This is a genomic window from Acidovorax sp. 210-6 (genome assembly GCF_010020825.1).
Taxonomy (GTDB): Bacteria; Pseudomonadota; Gammaproteobacteria; order Burkholderiales; family Burkholderiaceae_C; genus Simplicispira; species Simplicispira sedimenti.
In genome coordinates this window covers 3,991,989-4,010,760 of the sequence record NZ_JAACJE010000001.1, presented here as the reverse complement: position 1 = coordinate 4,010,760, position 18,772 = coordinate 3,991,989, and the positions used below count along the sequence as shown (strand labels likewise).

Annotated in this window: 18 protein-coding genes; 15 read left to right on the top strand and 3 right to left on the bottom strand. The window is 67.4% G+C overall.

Annotation, left to right across the window (positions count from 1 at the left end):
- Positions 1 to 86 precede the first annotated feature (86 nt).
- From GWK50_RS18630 to GWK50_RS18620, 3 genes are all read left to right on the top strand, one after another.
- Entirely contained in the window at positions 87 to 2,321 is a 2,235-nt protein-coding gene (locus GWK50_RS18630; protein WP_162017843.1) for a heavy metal translocating P-type ATPase, read from the top strand.
- A gap of 158 nt (positions 2,322 to 2,479) precedes the next feature.
- Positions 2,480 to 4,099 carry a methyl-accepting chemotaxis protein gene (locus GWK50_RS18625; protein WP_162017842.1) on the top strand — a complete coding sequence of 540 codons (1,620 nt, stop codon included), beginning with the start codon at positions 2,480 to 2,482 and terminating at the stop codon, positions 4,097 to 4,099.
- A gap of 185 nt (positions 4,100 to 4,284) precedes the next feature.
- Positions 4,285 to 5,544, top strand: a complete 1,260-nt coding sequence (locus GWK50_RS18620) for a YbfB/YjiJ family MFS transporter (RefSeq protein ID WP_162017841.1) — start codon at positions 4,285 to 4,287, stop codon at positions 5,542 to 5,544.
- A 71-nt stretch (positions 5,545 to 5,615) separates the two neighbouring features.
- Here the strand turns inward: GWK50_RS18620 and gstA are convergent, their stop codons facing one another.
- The 3 genes from gstA to GWK50_RS18605 form a co-directional block, all read right to left on the bottom strand.
- Complete coding sequence (gene gstA / locus GWK50_RS18615; protein WP_162017840.1) at positions 5,616 to 6,221, bottom strand: glutathione transferase GstA; 606 nt, start codon at positions 6,219 to 6,221, stop codon at positions 5,616 to 5,618.
- A gap of 76 nt (positions 6,222 to 6,297) precedes the next feature.
- Positions 6,298 to 6,558, bottom strand: a complete 261-nt coding sequence (locus GWK50_RS18610; protein ID WP_162018177.1) for a YkgJ family cysteine cluster protein — start codon at positions 6,556 to 6,558, stop codon at positions 6,298 to 6,300.
- Between the two features lie 14 nt (positions 6,559 to 6,572).
- Positions 6,573 to 7,154: an NAD(P)H-dependent oxidoreductase gene (locus GWK50_RS18605; RefSeq protein WP_162017839.1), complete on the bottom strand. Its 582-nt coding sequence runs from the start codon at positions 7,152 to 7,154 to the stop codon at positions 6,573 to 6,575.
- Between the two features lie 220 nt (positions 7,155 to 7,374).
- Between GWK50_RS18605 and mnmG the strand changes: the two genes are divergently transcribed.
- From mnmG to lpoB, 12 genes are all read left to right on the top strand, one after another.
- Positions 7,375 to 9,339, top strand: coding sequence for a tRNA uridine-5-carboxymethylaminomethyl(34) synthesis enzyme MnmG (mnmG, locus tag GWK50_RS18600; RefSeq protein ID WP_162017838.1), 1,965 nt, complete (start codon positions 7,375 to 7,377; stop codon positions 9,337 to 9,339).
- The gene (gene rsmG, locus GWK50_RS18595; RefSeq protein WP_162017837.1) at positions 9,336 to 9,995 is read left to right on the top strand and encodes a 16S rRNA (guanine(527)-N(7))-methyltransferase RsmG; all 660 of its coding nucleotides are present in this window, start codon (positions 9,336 to 9,338) and stop codon (positions 9,993 to 9,995) included. Before mnmG ends, rsmG begins: the two co-directional genes overlap by 4 nt.
- A 50-nt stretch (positions 9,996 to 10,045) precedes the next feature.
- Complete coding sequence (locus GWK50_RS18590) at positions 10,046 to 10,570, top strand: hypothetical protein (RefSeq protein ID WP_162017836.1); 525 nt, start codon at positions 10,046 to 10,048, stop codon at positions 10,568 to 10,570.
- A 3-nt stretch (positions 10,571 to 10,573) separates the two neighbouring features.
- Entirely contained in the window at positions 10,574 to 11,188 is a 615-nt protein-coding gene (locus tag GWK50_RS18585) for a LysE family transporter (protein WP_162017835.1), read from the top strand.
- Positions 11,189 to 11,200: 12 nt separating this feature from the next.
- Positions 11,201 to 12,010, top strand: coding sequence for a ParA family protein (locus tag GWK50_RS18580; protein WP_162017834.1), 810 nt, complete (start codon positions 11,201 to 11,203; stop codon positions 12,008 to 12,010).
- Between the two features lie 33 nt (positions 12,011 to 12,043).
- Positions 12,044 to 12,583: an alpha/beta hydrolase gene (locus GWK50_RS18575; RefSeq protein WP_162017833.1), complete on the top strand. Its 540-nt coding sequence runs from the start codon at positions 12,044 to 12,046 to the stop codon at positions 12,581 to 12,583.
- Positions 12,584 to 12,591: 8 nt separating this feature from the next.
- Complete coding sequence (locus tag GWK50_RS18570; RefSeq protein ID WP_162017832.1) at positions 12,592 to 13,512, top strand: ParB/RepB/Spo0J family partition protein; 921 nt, start codon at positions 12,592 to 12,594, stop codon at positions 13,510 to 13,512.
- 181 nt (positions 13,513 to 13,693) lie between these two features.
- The gene (locus tag GWK50_RS18565) at positions 13,694 to 14,992 is read left to right on the top strand and encodes a hypothetical protein (protein ID WP_162017831.1); all 1,299 of its coding nucleotides are present in this window, start codon (positions 13,694 to 13,696) and stop codon (positions 14,990 to 14,992) included.
- Positions 14,993 to 15,179: 187 nt separating this feature from the next.
- The gene (locus GWK50_RS18560; protein ID WP_162017830.1) at positions 15,180 to 15,920 is read left to right on the top strand and encodes a class I SAM-dependent methyltransferase; all 741 of its coding nucleotides are present in this window, start codon (positions 15,180 to 15,182) and stop codon (positions 15,918 to 15,920) included.
- A 255-nt stretch (positions 15,921 to 16,175) separates the two neighbouring features.
- Entirely contained in the window at positions 16,176 to 17,705 is a 1,530-nt protein-coding gene (locus tag GWK50_RS18555; RefSeq protein ID WP_162017829.1) for a hypothetical protein, read from the top strand.
- Positions 17,706 to 17,734: 29 nt separating this feature from the next.
- Positions 17,735 to 18,130, top strand: a complete 396-nt coding sequence (locus GWK50_RS18550) for a YcfL family protein (protein ID WP_162017828.1) — start codon at positions 17,735 to 17,737, stop codon at positions 18,128 to 18,130.
- Between the two features lie 25 nt (positions 18,131 to 18,155).
- On the top strand, positions 18,156 to 18,764 hold the full coding sequence (lpoB, locus tag GWK50_RS18545) for a penicillin-binding protein activator LpoB (protein WP_162017827.1): 609 nt from the start codon (positions 18,156 to 18,158) through the stop codon (positions 18,762 to 18,764).
- Positions 18,765 to 18,772: the final 8 nt, after the last annotated feature.

Here is an 18,772-nt window from a genome sequence, read left to right as displayed (position 1 = left end):
GCGCTGCCCGATGGCCTTGCTGCGGTTATGGTGGATGCCGATTCGCGCTTGACCTTGCCATGATGTCAAGGATTACGGTAGAGCCCATGAACACCTCCCTCCCCACCCCCTCCGAGCCGCACGCGCTGAACCTGTCCATCGGCGGCATGACCTGTGCCAGTTGCGTGGGCCGCGTCGAGCGCGCGCTGCGCAAGGTGCCCGGCGTGCAGGACGCCACCGTGAACCTGGCCACCGAGTCGGCGCGCGTCCAGTTCGCCGCGCCCGAGGGCGGCGACGCCGCCATGGATGCGCTTTTGCGCCGCGCCGTGCGCAATGCGGGCTACGAGCCGCTCACGCCCGCCGCCAGCGCGGCGCGCGAGCAGGACGAGTCGCCCTGGGCGGGCTTCACGCCGGTCGCCATCGGTTTGCTGCTGTCGGCGCCGCTGGTGGTGCCCATGCTGGGCGACCTGTTCGGCGCGCACTGGATGCTGCCGGCCTGGCTGCAGTTTGTGCTGGCGACGCCGGTGCAGTTTGTCCTGGGCGCGCGTTTCTACAAGGCGGGCTGGCATGCGGCCAAGGCGCTGAGCGGCAACATGGATTTGTTGGTGGCCATCGGCACCAGCGCGGGCTGGGGGCTGTCGGTGTGGCTGTGGCTCACCGCCCACCCGGGGCACACGCCGCACCTGTATTTCGAGGCCTCGGCCGTGGTGGTCACGCTGGTCCTGCTGGGCAAGTGGCTCGAGGCCCGCGCCAAGCGCCAGACCACGGCGGCCATCCGCGCGCTGCACGGCCTGCGCCCGGACGTGGCGCACCTTGTGGGCAAGGATGGCGAGGTGGACGTGCCCATCGCCGAGGTGATGGTGGGCGACCGCCTGGTGGTGCGCCCGGGCGAACGCATTCCCGTCGATGGCGAACTGCGCGAGGGCCAGACGCAGGTGGACGAATCCATGCTCACCGGCGAGCCGCTGCCGGTGGCCAAGGAGCCGGGCGGGCTGCTCACGGGCGGCTCGATCAACGGCGAGGGCCGCATCGTATTGGAAGTGCACGCCGTGGGTGCCGAGACGGTGCTCTCGCGCATCATCCGCCTGGTGGAGGACGCGCAGGCCGCCAAGGCGCCGATCCAGCGCCTGGTGGACCAGGTCTCCAGCGTGTTCGTGCCCGTGGTGCTGGTGATTGCCTTGCTTACGCTGCTGGGCTGGCTGTGGGCGGGCGTGGGCGCCGAGACGGCGCTGATCCGCGCCGTGGCGGTGCTGGTGATCGCCTGCCCCTGCGCGCTGGGGCTGGCCACGCCGGCGGCCATCATGGCGGGCACGGGGGTGGCGGCGAAGCACGGCATCCTCATCAAGGACGCGCAGGCGCTGGAGCTGGCGCACCAGGTGGACACCGTGGCCTTCGACAAGACCGGCACGCTGACCGTGGGCCAGCCCCGGCTGGCGGCGCTGGTGGTGGCGCCGGGGCTGGACGAGGAAGCCGTGCTGCGCGACGCCGCCAGCCTGCAGAGCGGCAGCGAGCACCCGCTGGCGCGCGCCGTGGTGCAGGCCGCGCGCGACCGTGCCCTGGAGGTGCCGGCGCCCGACGCCGTGCGCGCCGTGCCGGGCCGAGGCAGCGACGGCGAGGTGCAGGGCCGCAGCTACCTGCTGGGCAGCCTGCGCTGGATGGAGGAGCTGGGCGTGGCGCTGGGCCCGCTGGCCGGGCGTGCCCGCGCACTGCAGGACGAGGGCGCCACGGTGTCGGCCCTGGTGCGGCGCACGGGCCAGGGGCTGGAATTGCAGGCGCTGATGGCCTTTGGCGACGAGCCCAAGCCCGGCGCGCGCGAGGCGCTGGCGGCGCTGAAGGCGCGCGGCATCCGCACGGTGATGATCTCGGGCGACAACCGGGGCGCGGCCCTGGCCATGGCGCGCCGCCTGGGCCTGGACGAGGCCGATGTGCGCGCCGAGGTGCTGCCCAGTGACAAGGCGGCGCAGGTGGTGGCCTTGCAGCAGGGCGAAGGCGGCGCGCGCCGAACGGTCGCCATGGTGGGCGATGGCGTGAACGACGCGCCCGCGCTGGCGGCTGCGGATGTGGGCATGGCCATGGGCAACGGCACCGACGTGGCCATGCACGCGGCAGGCATCACGCTGATGCGCGGCGAGCCGCGGCTGGTGGCGGCGGCGCTGGACATATCGCACCGCACCGTGGCCAAGATTCGGCAGAACCTGTTCTGGGCCTTTGCCTACAACGTGGCGGGCATTCCGTTGGCGGCGTTGGGTTACCTGAACCCGGTGGTGGCCGGAGCGGCCATGGCGCTGAGCTCGGTCAGCGTGATGACCAACGCGTTGTTGCTCAAACGCTGGCGGATGTGAGCAGTTTGCTGCCTTGCGGGCACCATGAAATGATCATGAACAGGCTCTCAGAGGCTCCAGGGTCTGGCACACTGCAACGTCTGGTTGCATCTGCATGCCGGGGCATGTGGGGCAGCGCTCAAGTTTTCGCCAGATCAAGACAAGAGAGGAAGACCACCATGTCGCTTTTTTCGCTCATGCGGTTGTTCACCATCCGCTTTCGCATGCTCAGTGCCATTGCCGTGGTGTTGGGCCTGTTGGGCATGCTGGGCGGTGCCGGGATGTTTGGCATGTTTCGCATTCAGTCCATGAGTGGTGACTTTGTGGCCCACGAGTTCGCCGAAGTGAAAGAGCTGGGTGAACTGCGCGGTGCCCTGGGTGCGATCCGCCTGCATGAAAAGGACATGATCATCCAGCAGGGGAACGCCGATGCGGTCAAGCAGGCCCACACCCGCTGGCTGGCCAGCCTGGAAGCGGCCAAGAAGGTGGCCAGCCAGTTCACGCAAGGTGCCGAGGACAAGGACAACGCCGTGGCCCGCAGCCTGGTGCAGCGGCTGGACAGCTACCGCGAGCAGTTCACGGGCGTGGCCCGCCAACTGGAGGCCGGGGGGGTGGACTTGGCCTCCATGGCCAGCGGCGACGGTGGCAAGGCAGTGGCCGAGGTGGAAGCGGCTGACAAGCTGGTGCAGGAGCTGGGGGCCATTCTGCAGGACGAGGTCCGGGCATCGATGAAGGAGCAGGAGCAGGCGGGAACCCAGACCAAATGGCTGTTCGGGCTGGCGGTGCTGGTGACCGTGGCGGTGGTAGGGCCGCTCACCTGGCTGAACATGATTGCCATCTGCAAGCCCCTGGCCGAGGCGCAGCGCATGGCGCTGGCCATTGCGGGGGGCGACCTGTCGCAGCGCATCCATACCAGCGGAAAGGACGAGACGGCCGACCTGCAGCGCGCGCTGGCCGAAATGCAGCGCGGCCTGAGCGCCCTGGTGGCCCAGGTGCGGGAAGCCAGCGGCAACATTGCCACGGCCAGCCAGGAGATCGCCAGCGGCAACCAGGACCTGTCCTTGCGCACCGAGCAGACGGCCGGCAACGTGCAGTCCACCGTGTCTTCGCTGGCGGAACTGACGGCCACGGTGCAGCAGACGGCGGCGTCCTCGCAGACGGCCAACCAGTTGTCGGCCTCGGCCTCGGGTGTTGCCACGCGCGGCGGTGCGGTGGTGCAGCAGGCGGTGGCCAGCATGCACGAGATTTCGGCGTCCAGCCGCAAGATTGGCGACATCATCGGCTTGATCGACTCGATTGCCTTCCAGACCAACATCCTGGCGCTGAACGCCGCTGTGGAAGCGGCGCGCGCGGGCGAGCAGGGCCGGGGCTTCGCCGTGGTGGCCAGCGAGGTGCGCAGCCTGGCCCAGCGCTCGGCGGCAGCGGCCAGCGAGATCAAGGGGCTGATCGGCACCAGCGTGGCCGCCGTCGATGGGGGCGTGCGCCATGTGGAGGATGCGGGTGCGGCCATCAAGGAGATCGTCGATGGCGTGCAGCGTGTCGGCGACATCATTGGCGAAATCAAGGCGGCCGCGACCGAGCAGGCCGCCGGCATTGGCCAGGTCAACCAGTCGGTGGGCGAGATCGACCGCATGACGCAGCAGAACGCCGCGCTGGTGGAGCAGTCTGCCGCCGCCGCCGAGTCGCTGCGCGAACAGGCTGCGCGCCTGTCGCAGGTGGTGCAGCAGTTCCGCCTGGCCGATGGGGTGCAGGGGTACACCCAGCCGGTGCAGGGCGACCAGCGCCTGCTGTCGGCCTGAGACCGTGTGAATGCACCCGGCCTGGCCGGGTGCACCACACCGCGCGTTTTCAGCATCTAAGCAAAATCGGCATTTTTGACCGTGGAATAAGCGCAAGGAGCTATTGATTTGATAGCAAATGTGTGCGCGCTGGTGATTCCCCGGCAGGCACCTTGCGCCCGGTGCTGCGGCACAATGGACGCTCCATGCCTGCTGCTTTGCACCCCAGCCCTTCGGTCTCGCGCACCCAGTTGCTGTGGCTCGCGTTGGCGCTGTCCATGGGCGCTGCGGTGTCGCTGGGCATCACGCGGTTTGCCTATGCGCTGCTGCTGCCGCCCATGCGTGCAGACCTGGGCTGGTCTTACACCCTGGCCGGGGCCATGAACACCGTCAACGCCCTGGGCTACCTGCTGGGTGCGCTGGCCACGCCACTGCTGCTGCGGCGCGGGCCGCCGGGCGCCTTAATGCTGGTCGGTGCGGTGCTGGCCACGTTGTTCATGGGGCTGTGCGGCTTTTTTCTCGAAGCGGCGCCGCTCTTGCTGCAGCGCCTGCTGGCAGGGGTGGCCAGCGCCTTCATGTTCATCACGGGCGGCCTGATGGCGGCGCGCCTGGGGGCGCTCGATGCGCCACGCAGCGGTTTGTTGTTGGGCCTGTATTACGGGGGTACGGGCTGGGGCATCAGCCTGTCGGCGCTGCTGGTGCCCGCCGTGTTGCAGGCCGCACCGCAGCCGCATGCCTGGACCTGGGCGTGGTGGGCGCTGGCGCTGGCCTGTGGCGCGGCCACGGCGCTGCTGGTGTGGCCGGTGCGGGTGCTGCGGCGCATGGATGTCGTGGCCGCAGCGGCGGCGCCATCGACTTCTTCCCCGGCCTCGGCGGCTGTGGTGGCGGGGGTGGCGGCGCGGGTTTTCAAGGTGCGCGACTTTGCGCCTGCGCTGGCGGGCTACGCCATGTTTGGCGTGGGCTATATCGGCTACATGACCTTTGTGGTGGCCTTGTTGCGCGCGCAGGGCGTGGGCGGCGGGGCGGTGACGTTGTTCTATGCGCTGCTGGGCCTGGCGGTGGTGCTGTCCTCGCGCATCTGGGCGGGCCTGCTGGACCGCCAGCGCGGCGGCGGGGCACTGGCGCGGCTCAATGCCCTGCTGGGCCTGGCCACGGTGCTGCCCGCGCTGACCTCGGCCTGGCCGGTGGCGCTGGCCTCGGGGCTGCTGTTTGGCGGGGTGTTTCTGTCGGTGGTGGCATCGACCACGGCGCTGGTGCGGCACAACCTGCCCGCCTCGCAGTGGGCGGCAGGTATCAGCGCCTTCACCATCGTGTTTGCGGCCGGGCAGATCGTGGGGCCCACGGTGGTGGGCTGGATCGCGGACGGCCCTGGCGGCCTGGCGCGCGGCCTGGTGTTCTCGGCTGCAGCGCTCTGGCTGGGCGCGCTACTGGCAGCGCGCCAGAAGCCGATAGGCGACGCCGAATAAGTCCCTGTGATGGTGCGTGCCCGGCATTGGATTGGGATGCGCGACGCGCAAGGGACTTGTTTGGCGTTGCCTTACTTGAGCAGCCCTTCGGCGCGCAGTGCGGCCTGCACGGCGGGGCGCTGTTCCATGCGCTGCTGGAAGGCAACGATGTTCGCAAAGCCCGACAGATCGACCCCCACGTACTGGCCCCAGCGCGAGACGGTGTAGAGGTAGGCGTCGGCCACGCTGAACTGGCCCAGCAGGTAGTCCTTGCCGGCCAGTTGCTTGTCCACCCAGGCAAAGCGGGCCTGCAGGCGCTCGCGCACCAGGGGTTTGTAGTCTTCGGGGGTGCCGGGGGCAAACAGCGGGCTGTGGCCCTTGTGCAGCTCGGTGCCGATGAAGGTCAGCCATTCCTGCAGGCGGTAGCGCTCCATGGTGCCGTTGGCGGGGGCCAGGTTCTTGCCGGGCACCTGGTCGGCCAGGTACTGCACGATGGCCGGGCCTTCGCGCAGGCGCTCGCCGTTGTCCAGCTCCAGCACGGGCACGTAGCCCAGCTCGTTGATGGTGTGGAAGTCCGTGCCGTCCTGCAGCTTCTTCGTCTTGGTGCTGGCCAGCACGCCGGTGAAGGGCAGGCCGCTTTCGTGCAGCACGATGTGCGGGGAGAGCGAGCAGGCGCCGGGGGAGTAGTACAGCTTCATGGTGCAGTCCTGTGGTGGGTGAAGAGAACAGCCTGCCATCCTAGACTGACCCGCAAGGCTGTGCCAGCGCAGGGGTTCATGTGCCGGGCTGGGTCAGCTGCTCCAGCCGGGTGAGGAAATGCAGGGCCTGCGCACGCGTGCTGCCGCACATCTCGGCCGAGGGCTGGAGCTGCGCGCACACCGCCGGGCGATCGGGGTGGCCGAAGATGCGGCAGCGCTCATCCTCGCCCAGCTGCACGCAGCGCACCCCGGCCGGTTTGCCCTGGGGCATGCCAGGAATGGGCGAGCTGATGGACGGTGCTGTGCAGCATGCGCCACAGCCGGGGCGGCAGTCCAGGGCAGGGCGCACGCTCAAGCTTGCAGCCGCTGTGCTGCCCACAGCACCTGATTGACCACGGCGCGTACGCGCTCGCGCTGGGTTTCCTGCACCAGTGCACCCTGGTCGTCAAAGGCGCTGCCTGCCTGGCCCAGCGCAAAGGCCTTGGGCGCGAGCCAGCATTCCAGGTTGGTGAGCAAAGGCGCGAGGTGGCTTTGCGAGCGCAGGCCGCCCAGCGCGCCGGGCGATGCGCTGAGCATGCCCACCACCTTGCCGCGAAAGGGCAGCGTGCCATCCTGCCAGAGGGGGTTGCCCTTGACGGGGCTGGATGCCCAGTCGATGGTGTTCTTGAGCAGCGCGGTATAGCTGCCGTTGTACTCGGGGGAGCAGATGATCCAGGCGGGGTGTGCGTGCAGCACTTCCTTGAGGCGCAGCACGTCGGCCGGGGTGCCGCGCGCTTCCAGGTCGGCGTTGTAGAGCGGGATGTCCAGGTCACCCAGCTCCAGCAGGGTGACCTGGGCACCGGCTTCGCGGCCCAGGTCGGCGGCCACGCGGGCCAGGCGGCGGTTGAAGGATTGCTGGCGGGTGCTGCCCGCGAAGACGAGAAGGGAAGTCATGTGCGGATTGGAGCACAGGCCGCATGCAAGCTTCCTGCAAATGGGCCAAAGCCCTGGCGTCGGCAGCGTTGTTTCACGTGAAACAGGCAGGGGCGTGTGCAGGCGTGCGGCGGGGTGGTGGCAAAGGTGGGAAAATCACCCCCTTGCCCGCGCACCGTGCCGGGCCACCCTTTGCCTTGCTGCAGCCCACAGGCTGGCTCTGCGGCCCCCGGAGTTTTTCATGTTGTACCCCCAGGAATTTGATGTCATCGTCGTAGGCGGCGGCCATGCCGGCACCGAGGCCGCGCTGGCAGCGGCGCGCATGGGCTGCCAAACGCTGCTGCTCACGCACAACATCGAGACGCTGGGGCAGATGAGCTGCAACCCCAGTATCGGCGGCATTGGCAAGGGCCACCTCGTGAAGGAGGTGGACGCGCTGGGCGGCGCCATGGCGTTGGCCACGGACGAGGGTGGCATCCAGTTCCGCATTCTCAACAGCTCCAAAGGCCCGGCCGTGCGTGCCACGCGCGCGCAGGCCGACCGCGTTCTGTACAAGGCCGCCATCCGCCGCATGCTGGAGAACCAGCCCAACCTGTGGTTGTTCCAGCAGGCCGTGGATGACCTGATGGTGGAGGGCGACCGCGTGGTGGGCGCCGTGACGCAGGTGGGTATCGCTTTCCGTTCGCGCACGGTGGTGCTCACGGCGGGGACTTTTCTGGACGGCAAGATCCATGTGGGCCTGAACAACTATGCCGCTGGCCGGGCCGGGGACCCGCCCGCCGTGTCGCTCTCGGCACGCCTGAAGGAGCTTCAGCTGCCGCAGGGGCGCCTGAAGACGGGTACCCCGCCGCGCATCGACGGGCGCAGCATCGACTTCAGCCAGTGCGAGGAGCAGCCCGGCGACGGCATGCCCGGTGGCGTGAATGAGGGCGCGTTGCCGGTGTTCAGCTTCATGGGCAGTGCGGCCATGCACCCGCGCCAGATGCCCTGCTGGATCACGCACACCAACGAACGCACGCACGAGATCATCCGCAGTGGCTTTGACCGCAGCCCCATGTTCACCGGCAAGATCGAGGGCGTGGGCCCGCGCTATTGCCCCAGCGTGGAAGACAAGATCAACCGCTTCGCCGACAAGGACAGCCACCAGATCTTTCTGGAGCCCGAGGGCTTGACCACGCACGAGTTCTACCCCAACGGCATTTCCACCAGTCTGCCGTTCGACATCCAGTACGCCCTGGTACGCAGCATGAAGGGCTTGGAAAATGCCCACATCCTGCGCCCAGGCTATGCCATCGAATACGACTACTTCGACCCGCGCTCGCTCAAGAGCAGTTTCGAGACGCGCCAGATCCAGGGCCTGTTCTTCGCCGGGCAGATCAATGGCACCACGGGCTATGAGGAGGCCGCAGCGCAAGGCCTGTTCGCAGGCATCAACGCTGCGCTGCAATGCCGGGGTGAGGGCGCCTGGCTGCCCGCGCGCGACGAGGCCTACCTGGGTGTGCTGGTGGACGACCTCATCACCAAGGGCGTGACCGAGCCCTACCGCATGTTCACCAGCCGGGCTGAGTTCCGCCTGCAACTGCGCGAGGACAACGCCGACATGCGCCTGACAGAAACAGGGCGACGCATGGGCCTGGTGGATGATGCGCGCTGGGATGCCTTCAGCCGCAAGCGCGATGCCGTGGCGCGCGAGACCGAGCGCCTGAAGGCCACCTGGGTGAACCCGCGCATCCTTGACGCCGCCGAGGCCGAGCGCGTGCTGGGCAAGGCCATCGAGCACGAGTACCACCTGTTCGACCTGCTGCGCCGCCCAGGCGTCGGCTACGAACAGCTCATGTCGCTGGATGGCGGCAAGTACGCCTCGGGCGATGTTTCACGTGAAACGCTGGGCGATCTGAGCGGCCCGGTGGTCGAGCAAGTGGAGATCGCTGCCAAGTACGCAGGCTACATCGACCGCCAGAAGGACGAGGTGCAGCGCGCCGCACATCTGGAAAAGCTGCGCCTGCCGGACGACCTGGATTACCTGCAGGTCACGGCCCTGTCCATCGAAGTACGGCAGAAGCTGCAAAAGCACCGGCCCGAAACCCTGGGCCAAGCATCGCGTATTTCGGGTGTGACGCCCGCAGCGATTTCGCTGTTGATGGTGCACCTGAAGAAGGGCGGTTTTCAGGGCTTTGCCCGCGCCGATGGCGAGGTGCCCGCATGAGCGATGTGCTGACGGAGCGCTTGCGCGCAGGGGCCCATGCATTGGCGCTGGAGCTCAGTGATGTGCAGCTCGCACAGCTCTTGGAGTTTTTGGCGCTGCTGCAAAAGTGGAACAAGGTCTATAACCTCACGGCCGTGCGCGACCCGCAGGAGATGCTCACGCACCATCTGCTCGACAGCCTGGCCGCCGTGACCCCACTGCGTCGCCATATCGCGCAGGCCGGGTTGGCCACGACGCCCGTGCACCTGCTCGACGTGGGCTCGGGCGGCGGCCTGCCCGGCGTGGTGTTCGCCATCTGCTGCCCCGGTGTGGACGTGAGCTGCGTGGACACCGTGGCCAAGAAGGCCGCCTTCATCCAGCAGGCCGCTGCCGCACTGCGCCTGCCCAACCTACATGGCATCCACGCACGGGTCGAGAGCCTGGCGGGGCCGTTTGACGTGGTGAGCTGCCGCGCCTTTGCTTCGTTGGCGGACTTCACCGCCTGGTCGCGCAACGCGCTCGCGCCCCATGGGGTGTGGCTGGCCATGAAGGGCAAGCACCCCCAGGACGAACTGGCGGCCTTGCCCAGCGATGTGCAGGTGTTTCACGTGGAACAACTCCAGGTGCCGGGGCTGGGTGCCGAGCGTTGTATTGTCTGGATGCGGCGGAGTTCGTAATGGGCCGATTACACTCGGCACCTTGGTGTCGTTGGAAGAGGTGAGGGCGCGTGCTGCAAAAATTCTTCAGTGGGCTGGTGTTCGGAGCAGGCTTCTTCGTGGCAGTCGCACTGCTGGGGTGGCTTGCATCTTCCCTGCTGTTGGTTCCTTCTGAGGGGCGCGCAATTTATTTCGGCGGCTCTCCTGTGCAGGAGGTTTCCGGAGGAATGCAGGGGGCGGGGGGTAAACAACCCCCGTTGTACGATTTGCCGCTGGAGCAGCAGATTGAACGCGCGTCCGTCATCATCGTCACCCGATTCGAGGCGGCTACCGATGGACGCATGAAGGCGGTTGTGGCGGAAATCCTCAAGCGTGATCCAGGGGTGCGGTTCCAGTACCAGGTGGGTGACGAGTACGCATCTGCGAGCTACTACCCAAGAGAAGGTACTGATCACGGCGATGGTTCGGTGGTCTTCTTTGAAGGCGCAGTTGCCGACATGCGGTACTCCACCACCTTCCGGGGTGACCGTGTGGGTGGATTGGGCGATATTCCGCTGAAATTGTTCCGGGAAAAGTGCACACAGACAGGAGGCTGAATCATGTTCGGCATTGCAGACTACGGCGCCTTCGTGGCCGCCATCGTGTTGTTTTTGGCCATTCCCGGGCCGGGCAATCTGGCGCTCATTACCTCCACCAGCAAGGGCGGGGTGCGGGGCGGTCTGGCGGCCACGCTTGGCGTGATCGCGGGCGACCAGGTGCTGATGTGGGCGGCGGTGGCCGGTGTGGCGGCCCTGCTGGTGGCGTACCCGGCGGCATTCCATGCGGTGCAGTGGCTGGGCGCTGCCTACCTCGCCTGGCTGGGCTTCAGGATGCTGACGGCCAAGCCCGGTGCTGCGCCCGTGCTGCACATCGAGCCGCGTCATTACTTCAAGCAGGCTGCGTTCATCACTGTGCTCAATCCCAAGGCCATCGTTTTCTACATGGCCTTCTTCCCGCTGTTTGTGGATCCGGCGCGTCACCAGGGGATGCTGACCTTCGGTGTGATGGCGGCCACCATTGCGCTGCTCACCTTTCTGTACGGCCTGGTCGTGGTGCTGCTCACGCACCATCTGGCCGAGCGCATGCGCGCCAACCCCACCATTGCCCGCGTGTTGGAGAAGCTGGCGGGTGTGTTCCTCATCGGTTTTGGCGTCAAGCTGGCAATTTCCAAATAAGGCAACTCTCCCATGGCGAAGATCTTTTGTGTGGCCAACCAGAAGGGCGGCGTCGGCAAGACCACCACCACGGTCAATCTGGCCGCTGGGCTGGCCAAGATCGGCCAGCGCGTGCTGATGGTGGATCTGGACCCGCAGGGCAATGCCACCATGGGCTCGGGCGTGGACAAGCGCGCCCTGGAGCTGTCGGTGTACGACGTGCTGCTCGAATCCGCCTCGGTGAAAGAGGCGGCCGTGTTGTCCGACAAGTGCGGCTACTGGGTGCTGGGCGCCAACCGTGAACTGGCCGGTGCCGAGGTGGAACTCGTGGCGCTGGAGCAGCGCGACAAGCGCCTCAAGGCGGCGCTGGCGCAGGCCGATGCGGACTTCGACTTTGTGCTCATCGACTGCCCACCGTCCCTGAGCATGCTCACGCTCAACGGCCTGTGCAGCGCGCACGGTGTCATCGTGCCCATGCAGTGCGAGTACTTCGCGCTCGAAGGGCTGACCGACCTGGTCAACACCATCAAGCAGGTACATGCCAACCTCAATGCCGATCTGCAGATCATCGGCTTGCTGCGCGTGATGTTCGACCCGCGCATCACGCTGCAGCAGCAGGTGAGCGAGCAGCTCAAGGACCACTTCGGCGACAAGGTGTTCGACACCGTGATCCCGCGCAACGTGCGCCTGGCCGAAGCGCCCAGCTACGGCCTGCCCGGTGTGGTGTTCGACCCCTCGGCCAAGGGCAGCCAGGCCTTCGTGGAGTTTGCCCAGGAAATGGTGGCCCGCGTGCAGCGCATGGGGGCGCCCAAGGTTCAAGCCAAATCGGCCTCTGGCGCTTGATGGACAAGCGCCAATAGCTATTGAATTCATAGCATGCAAACCCCCCAGGTATTGTTGCTGCCCGGCTGGCAGAACTCCGGCCCCGGCCACTGGCAGACCGAGTGGGAGCGCCTGCACGGCTACCAGCGCGTGGAGCAGCACGACTGGATGCGTCCGCTGCGCGGCGACTGGTCCGCGCGCCTGGACGAAGTGGTGGCCGACAGCCCCGCACCCGTGGTGCTGGCCGCCCACAGCCTGGGCTGCATCCTCACCGCCTGGTGGGCCGCACATTCACGCCACACGGCCAAGGTGCGCGGCGCGCTGCTGGTGGCCCCGGGCGATGTGGAGCAGGCCGACGTCGCCGCCTGGATTCCCGGCTGGGCACCCATCGCGCGCCAGCGCCTGCCGTTCCCCGCCGTGCTGGTGGGCAGCCGCAACGACCCCTACTGCCGCTTCGAGCGCGCCCAGGCCTTGGCCAGCGATTGGGGCGCACGCTTCATCGACGCGGGCGAGCGTGGGCACATCAATGCGGAATCTGGCCTGGGCGACTGGGCCGAAGGCATGGAACTGCTGCAATCCCTCTTGAAAGACTGAACAACAACATGGTCACCAAAAAACCCAAGGGCCTCGGCCGAGGACTGGAAGCGCTGCTGGGCCCCAAAGTGGCCGAAGCGGCAGAGCAGGCGCAGGCCGCCGATGCGGGGTTGCCCAGCAGCCTGCGCCTGGACGACATGGTGCCCGGCATGTACCAACCGCGCACGCGCATGGACGAGGGCGCGCTGTACGAACTGGCCGAGAGCATCAAGGCCCAGGGCATCATGCAGCCCATCCTGGTGCGCCGCCTGGCCGAGGGTGCCCACGCGGGCAAGTACGAAATCATTGCTGGTGAGCGCCGTTTTCGTGCCGCGCGCCTGGCTGGGCTGGAAGTGGTGCCGGTGCTGGTGCGCGAGGTGCCCAACGAGGCCGCCGCCGCCATGGCCCTCATCGAGAACATCCAGCGCGAAGACCTCAACCCGCTGGAAGAAGCGCAGGGCCTGCAGCGCCTGGTGCGCGAGTTCGGTCTCACGCACGAGCAGGCCGCGCAGGCCGTGGGCCGCTCGCGCAGTGCGGCCAGCAACCTGCTGCGCCTCTTGAACCTGGCCGAGCCGGTGCAGACCATGCTGATGGCGGGCGACATCGATATGGGCCATGCGCGCGCGCTGCTGGCGCTCGACCGCGCGGCGCAGATCACGGCGGGCAACCAGATCGCGGCCAAGAAGCTCTCGGTGCGCGAGGCCGAAGCGCTGGTCAAGAAGATCGGCGCCGAGTTCAGCCTCGTTCCGCAAAAGCCCAAGAAGGAAAAGTCGCGCGACATCAAGCGCGTGGAAGAGGAGTTGTCCGACCTGCTCATGGCCGAGGTGGAAGTGCGCGTGAAGAAGCGCGTCAAGCGCGCCGGCCGCATGGAGGACGTGGGCGAGCTGGCCATCCAGTTCGGCTCGCTCGACGCGCTCAACGGGCTGATCGAGCGCTTGCGCGGGCACTGAGTGTCCCTAGCGCGGCGGCCACGCCGCGCGTGACATTGCGCACGCCCGGCGCGGCGGCGTGCGGCATCCAGGGTGAAAAAATGTCGGCGCAGGCCTACACTGAGCAGCTCATACCTGCCTGAGCGGCCTCCATGGGGCGCTGTCTCGCGCGGGTGTTTTGATATCTCGCACTGGAGCTGCCATGACCCCCCTCCGCGCTTTCGTCCGTCCCACCGTGCTGGCCGCCAGCCTGTGTCTGCTGGGCCTTGCCGTCCAGGCCCAGACCGCCAAGGCCCCCAAGACGCAGTTGTGGATCGACCTGTCCACCGGCAGCATGGCCGGCATGCCCGAGATGGACATGCCCATGGGCGGTGGGCTCATGGGCATGATGGGCGGCGGCCGTGCGGCGGGAGCGGGCGGCAACACGCACTACGGCATGGCGCGCACCATGGGCATCATGCCGCCGCGCGTGATCGACATCGCCCTGCACAACAGCCTGCGCCCGGGCGTGGAAGCCAGCCAGGCCATCCCTGCGGGCATGCGCATGGGCGAGAGCCTGCCGCTGCTGCCGCCCAAGGCCCAGCCTACGTCGCCGTCGGAACCCGGTGAGGTGCCGCAGGAATACGAACAGCACAAGCCCAAGGGCCGCATCCTGATCTATTGGGGCTGTGGCAGCGAGGTGCGCGCGGGCCAACCGCGCGTGATCGACCTGGCGCGCGCCAAGCCCACCGACTTTGCCGTGGCCTTTGCGGGCCGCGCCGTGCCCGACCGGGGGGCGCGCGTCGGCCCTTCGCACGCGCTGTACCCGAACGAGCGCAACCAGGTGCAGCTCTCGCGCGAGAGTTCGCTCGTGGGCGAGCACCAGATCCGGGGCGAGGGCGTGCCCGCCTCGATGAAGTTCACGCTGGGCAGCGCGCAGGACCTCATGCCCGCCATCGCCCTGCGCACCAGCGGCAAGCCGCAGGACAGCATGGGCACGAATTGGCAGCCGGTGCGCAACGCGCGCGCCTACTACCTGCATGCGATGTCGCAGAACGGGGACGACATGGTGATGTGGTCCAGCGCCGAGACGCCCGACACCGGTATGGGCCTGTTCGACTACCTGCCCAACGCCACCATCGACCGTTGGGTGAAAGAACGCGTGCTGCTGCCGGCCGATGCCACGCAGTGCGCCATCCCGAAGGGCATCTTCGCCGCTGGCGCCGGCCGCGAATCCACCCCCATGCTGCGCATGATGGCCTACGGCGGCGAGAGCCACATCGTGCACCCGCCACGCCCGGCCGATCCCAAGGCGCCCTGGGAGCCGGAGTGGTCCGTGCGCGTGCGCGTCAAGGCGCACACCATGGCCATGCTGGGTGAGGAGCAGGCCGGTGGTGCCATGCATGGCGTGGATCGCAGCGACATGGCGGAGCCAGCCGAGCGCGATGAGGGTGGCGCGGGAGCGCAACCTGCCAACCCTGTGAACCCCATCAATGTGCTGCGGGGCGTCTTTGGCCGCTGAAGAATGAAGCAGCAAACCCCTGTGGCGCTGCGCGCCTTCCCCCTTCTCTCTCGCCTCGCTGCGCGATGCGGGGAAGGGGGACGCCACCAGCGCGGCGGGGCGGCCCTTGCGCGGTGGCTGCTGGCCTGGGCCGTGCCAACCCTGGGGCCGTGGGCTGTGCGCAGATCCGCGCTGGACCGATAAGGCGATGAACTGGACTTCTCGTATTCCCTGGCCCCTGCCCGCCTTGTTGACGTGGGGGAGCGCCTGGCTGCTGTTCGCCAGCCTGCAGCGTGTCATCGCGCCGGTGTGGGCCTTGCTGCTGGCCTGTGCGTTGGCGGCGGTGGCCAGCGTGCTGGGCAGCAATTGGTGGCGTCGCGGGCTGATTGCGGCGGGCTTTCCGCTGGCCCTGGCGCTGACAGGCTGGGCCAGCATCCCCGCGTGGGCCTGGCTGGTGCCGTTGTTGCTGTTGTTGGCCGTCTATCCGCTCAATGCCTGGCGCGATGCACCCGTGTTCCCCACGCCGCATGCCGCGCTGCAGGGCCTGGCCGGGCAGATTCCTCTGGCGCCCGGTGCGCGTGTGCTCGACGCAGGATGCGGTCTGGGCGACGGGCTGATGGCACTGCGCCGTGCCTATCCGCAAGCGCAGTTGGAGGGCGTGGAGTGGAGCTGGCCGCTGCGCCTGCTGTGCGGGTTGCGCTGTCCCTGGGCGCGCGTGCGTCGCGCTGACATGTGGGAGAGCGACTGGTCGGGCTATGCGCTGGTGTACCTGTTCCAGCGGCCGGAAACCATGCCCCGTGCCGCAGGCAAGGCCTTGGCCGAACTGGCACCGGGCGCCTGGTTGGTGAGCCTGGAATTCGCCGCGCCCGGCCTGCTGCCCCAGGCCCAGTTGCGCCTGCCCGGGGGGCGCGTGGTGTGGATGTACCGCATTCCTGAGAAGGCAGATTGACACCATGCGTGCGCACAGCTTCTTACACAAACCATGTCGCGCTGCGGTGGCAGGCTCAGAAACAAAGGCTTGCCTTTGCTACATTTGCTGTCGGCTATCCACACAAAGAAACCCATGGAGGGGAAGCCCAAGGAGCATGGCCGTACATGGCGCCGTATCCCTGCGGGAGGGCAGGCAGCGCCAAGGTGTTCCTTGCCTGGTGCATGCACGCGCCAGGAGCCCCGAGGGGAGTGACCACCCAAAGCAAGGACAAGCATGAAATTCTGGCCCCTTTCTTCCACACCGCGCCTGTGGGGCGCCCTGCTGGTGACGGCAGCCCTGACGGGCTGCGCCAACATGGCCAGCCACGACAAGCTCGCCACCGACATGCAGACCGCCGGGCAGAGCGCGGGCATTCCTGCGGCCCTGGCCAAGCTCGAAGCTTCGGCCACCACGCCGGAAGAGAAGGCCGCGCTGCTCTACAACATGGAGCGCGGCGAACTGCTGCGCATGGACCGCCGTTACGACGACAGCACCAGCGCCTTCCTGCTGGCCGACACCAAGGTCAAGGAATGGGAAGAAACCGCCAAGACCAACCCGCAAAAGCTGCTGGGCACCGTGGGCGCAGCGCTGGTGAGCGAGCGCCTGAAGGTCTATGAGGGGCAGGACTATGAGAAGGTCTGGCTCACCACGCGCCTGGCACTCAACCGCATTGCCCAGGGCGACTTCGAGAACGCCCGTGTGGACGTCAAGCGCACCCACGAGCGCGAGGCCGTGATTGCCGAGTTCCGCGCCAAGGAAACGGTGGCCGCCGAGGAGGAAGCCAAGTCCAAGGGCGCCACCTCGGGCAGCAAGGAGATCAACGGCTACCCCGTCGAGACGCTCAACGACCCCGAGGTGCTGGAGCTGAAGAACGGCTACTCCAACGCGCTGTCGCACTACCTGGCTGGTTTCCTGTACGAGGTGCTGGGCGAATCGGGCCTGGCCGCGCCTGGCTACCGCAAGGCCATCGAGCTCAAGCCCAACACCGGCGTGCTTGAAGAAGGCCTGCGCGGTCTCGATACCCGCACCAGCTTTACCTGGAAGCGCCGCCAGCGCATGACCGACGTGCTGTTCCTCGTCGAGGCGGGGGATGCCCCGGCGCGCAAGCCCAAGGCCTTCACCCTGCCGGTGCCCACGGGCAGCGGCGTGGTGGCAGTGAGCGTGTCCTACCCGGTCATCGAGCCTTCCAACGACCCCCTGCTCAGCAACCTGTCGGCCGCAGGCTATGACTTAAAGCTGGAGAAGGTGGTGGATGTGAACGTGATGGCCCGCCGCGCCCTCAAGGACGAGATGCCCGGCATGGTGCTGCGCGGCATGACGCGCGCCGTTGCCAAGGGTGTGCTGCAGAACGAAATGCAAAAGCGCGGTGGACTGTTGGGCGGCCTGATTGCGGCTGCCGCCACCGTGGCCACCGAGCAGGCCGATGACCGCATGTGGCGCATGTTGCCTGGGCGTGTGTACGTGGCCCGTGGCTACCTGCCGCCGGGGGAGCACCGCATCAGCATCAATGGCCGCATGCTTGAAGAGCCGATCCGCATCGATGGCCAGTACGCCCTGGTGCCGCTGCGCATTTATCACAACAGCGTGATCACCGGCAAAGTGGCCAGCCTGGGCCAATTGCCTGCCGTGGCCGCTGCCCCAGAGCCGCAACCCGCTGCCGCTGCAGTCACCGAAACCCGCACCAAGACCACCACCCGCAGCACGCGCACCACCAGCAAGCCGGTGGCGCCCAAGGCTGCGGCCCCCAAGCCTGCGGTGCAGTAACACCCTCACCCATATCGAAGGATCACCCTATGACCCATCGCAAAACCCTGGCCGTGCTCTGCATGGCCGCCTTTGCCCTCGCGGGGGGCGCCCAGGCGCAGCAGCACGACCCCGCAACGCCCATCGCCGTGGCCTCCAAGGTGGCGCTGCGCGGCGAAGCCAATGACATCGCCGTGCGCGAGATCCGCATCGTGCGCAAGAACGACGTGCTCGTGGTGCAGGCGGACCTGGCCAACATGGCGCGCGGCGACCGCACCGTGTTCTACCGCTTCAAGTGGCTGGACCAGGTCGGCAACCAGGTCGGCGATGGCGAGTCCTGGAAGCAACTGGGTGTGCTGGGCCTGGGCCAGCAGACCATCAAGAGCGTGGCGCCGCACAGTGCTGCCACGGATTTCCGCATTGAAATGAATGTCGAGCGGCGCTGAGCCGCCTCTCTGGAGGAACCACACCATGACCCACTTGAAACGCAAAGCCCTGCTGCTGGCCCTGGTCGCTGGCACGCTCACCCTGGCTGGTTGCCAGAACCTCTCGTCCCCCGTGATCCGCTTCGATCGCCAGGTCAACTACGGTGATGCCAAGGGCGTGGAGCTGGTGACCAACGAATTCGGCTCCACCGACCTGCAGATGATTGCCGAGAAGATGACCGGCAGCCTGCTGGAAACCGGCATTTTCCAGGGCCGCCCCACGGTGACCATCTCCACCGTCAAGAACAAGACCAGCGAGTACATCGACACCACCAACGTGATGAACTCCATCCAGACCACGCTGGTCAAGTCGGGCAAGGTGCGCTTCACCCGCTCCATCAACGAGATGCAGGCCGGGGTCGATGAGTTGCAGCGCCAGAACCAGAGCGGCCTGTACAAGCAGAACACCACCGCCAAGGTGGGCCAGATGACGGCGGCCAAGTACAGCCTGGAGGGCGAGCTCACCAGCATCGTCAAGCAAAGCGCCAGCACCAAGGATGTGTTCTACAAGTTCACGCTCAAGCTGTTCGACGTGCAGGAAGGCACCATCGAATGGCAGGACGAAAAAGAAATCCGCAAAACCAGCAGCCGCTGACCGAAGGA

Bases quoted from the DNA above. Each gene is read 5' to 3' on its own strand.
- GWK50_RS18580 (WP_162017834.1), top strand. From the start codon at position 11,201: ATGGCGAAGATCTTTTGTGTGGCCAACCAGAAGGGCGGCGTCGGCAAG.
- lpoB (WP_162017827.1), top strand. From the start codon at position 18,156: ATGACCCACTTGAAACGCAAAGCCCTGCTGCTGGCCCTGGTCGCTGGC.
- GWK50_RS18630 (WP_162017843.1), top strand. From the start codon at position 87: ATGAACACCTCCCTCCCCACCCCCTCCGAGCCGCACGCGCTGAACCTG.
- GWK50_RS18575 (WP_162017833.1), top strand. From the start codon at position 12,044: ATGCAAACCCCCCAGGTATTGTTGCTGCCCGGCTGGCAGAACTCCGGC.
- rsmG (WP_162017837.1), top strand. From the start codon at position 9,336: ATGAGCGATGTGCTGACGGAGCGCTTGCGCGCAGGGGCCCATGCATTG.
- gstA (WP_162017840.1), bottom strand. From the start codon at position 6,221: ATGAAGCTGTACTACTCCCCCGGCGCCTGCTCGCTCTCCCCGCACATC.
- GWK50_RS18550 (WP_162017828.1), top strand. From the start codon at position 17,735: ATGACCCATCGCAAAACCCTGGCCGTGCTCTGCATGGCCGCCTTTGCC.
- GWK50_RS18555 (WP_162017829.1), top strand. From the start codon at position 16,176: ATGAAATTCTGGCCCCTTTCTTCCACACCGCGCCTGTGGGGCGCCCTG.
- GWK50_RS18585 (WP_162017835.1), top strand. From the start codon at position 10,574: ATGTTCGGCATTGCAGACTACGGCGCCTTCGTGGCCGCCATCGTGTTG.
- mnmG (WP_162017838.1), top strand. From the start codon at position 7,375: ATGTTGTACCCCCAGGAATTTGATGTCATCGTCGTAGGCGGCGGCCAT.
- GWK50_RS18565 (WP_162017831.1), top strand. From the start codon at position 13,694: ATGACCCCCCTCCGCGCTTTCGTCCGTCCCACCGTGCTGGCCGCCAGC.
- GWK50_RS18605 (WP_162017839.1), bottom strand. From the start codon at position 7,154: ATGACTTCCCTTCTCGTCTTCGCGGGCAGCACCCGCCAGCAATCCTTC.
- GWK50_RS18625 (WP_162017842.1), top strand. From the start codon at position 2,480: ATGTCGCTTTTTTCGCTCATGCGGTTGTTCACCATCCGCTTTCGCATG.
- GWK50_RS18620 (WP_162017841.1), top strand. From the start codon at position 4,285: ATGCCTGCTGCTTTGCACCCCAGCCCTTCGGTCTCGCGCACCCAGTTG.
- GWK50_RS18570 (WP_162017832.1), top strand. From the start codon at position 12,592: ATGGTCACCAAAAAACCCAAGGGCCTCGGCCGAGGACTGGAAGCGCTG.
- GWK50_RS18560 (WP_162017830.1), top strand. From the start codon at position 15,180: ATGAACTGGACTTCTCGTATTCCCTGGCCCCTGCCCGCCTTGTTGACG.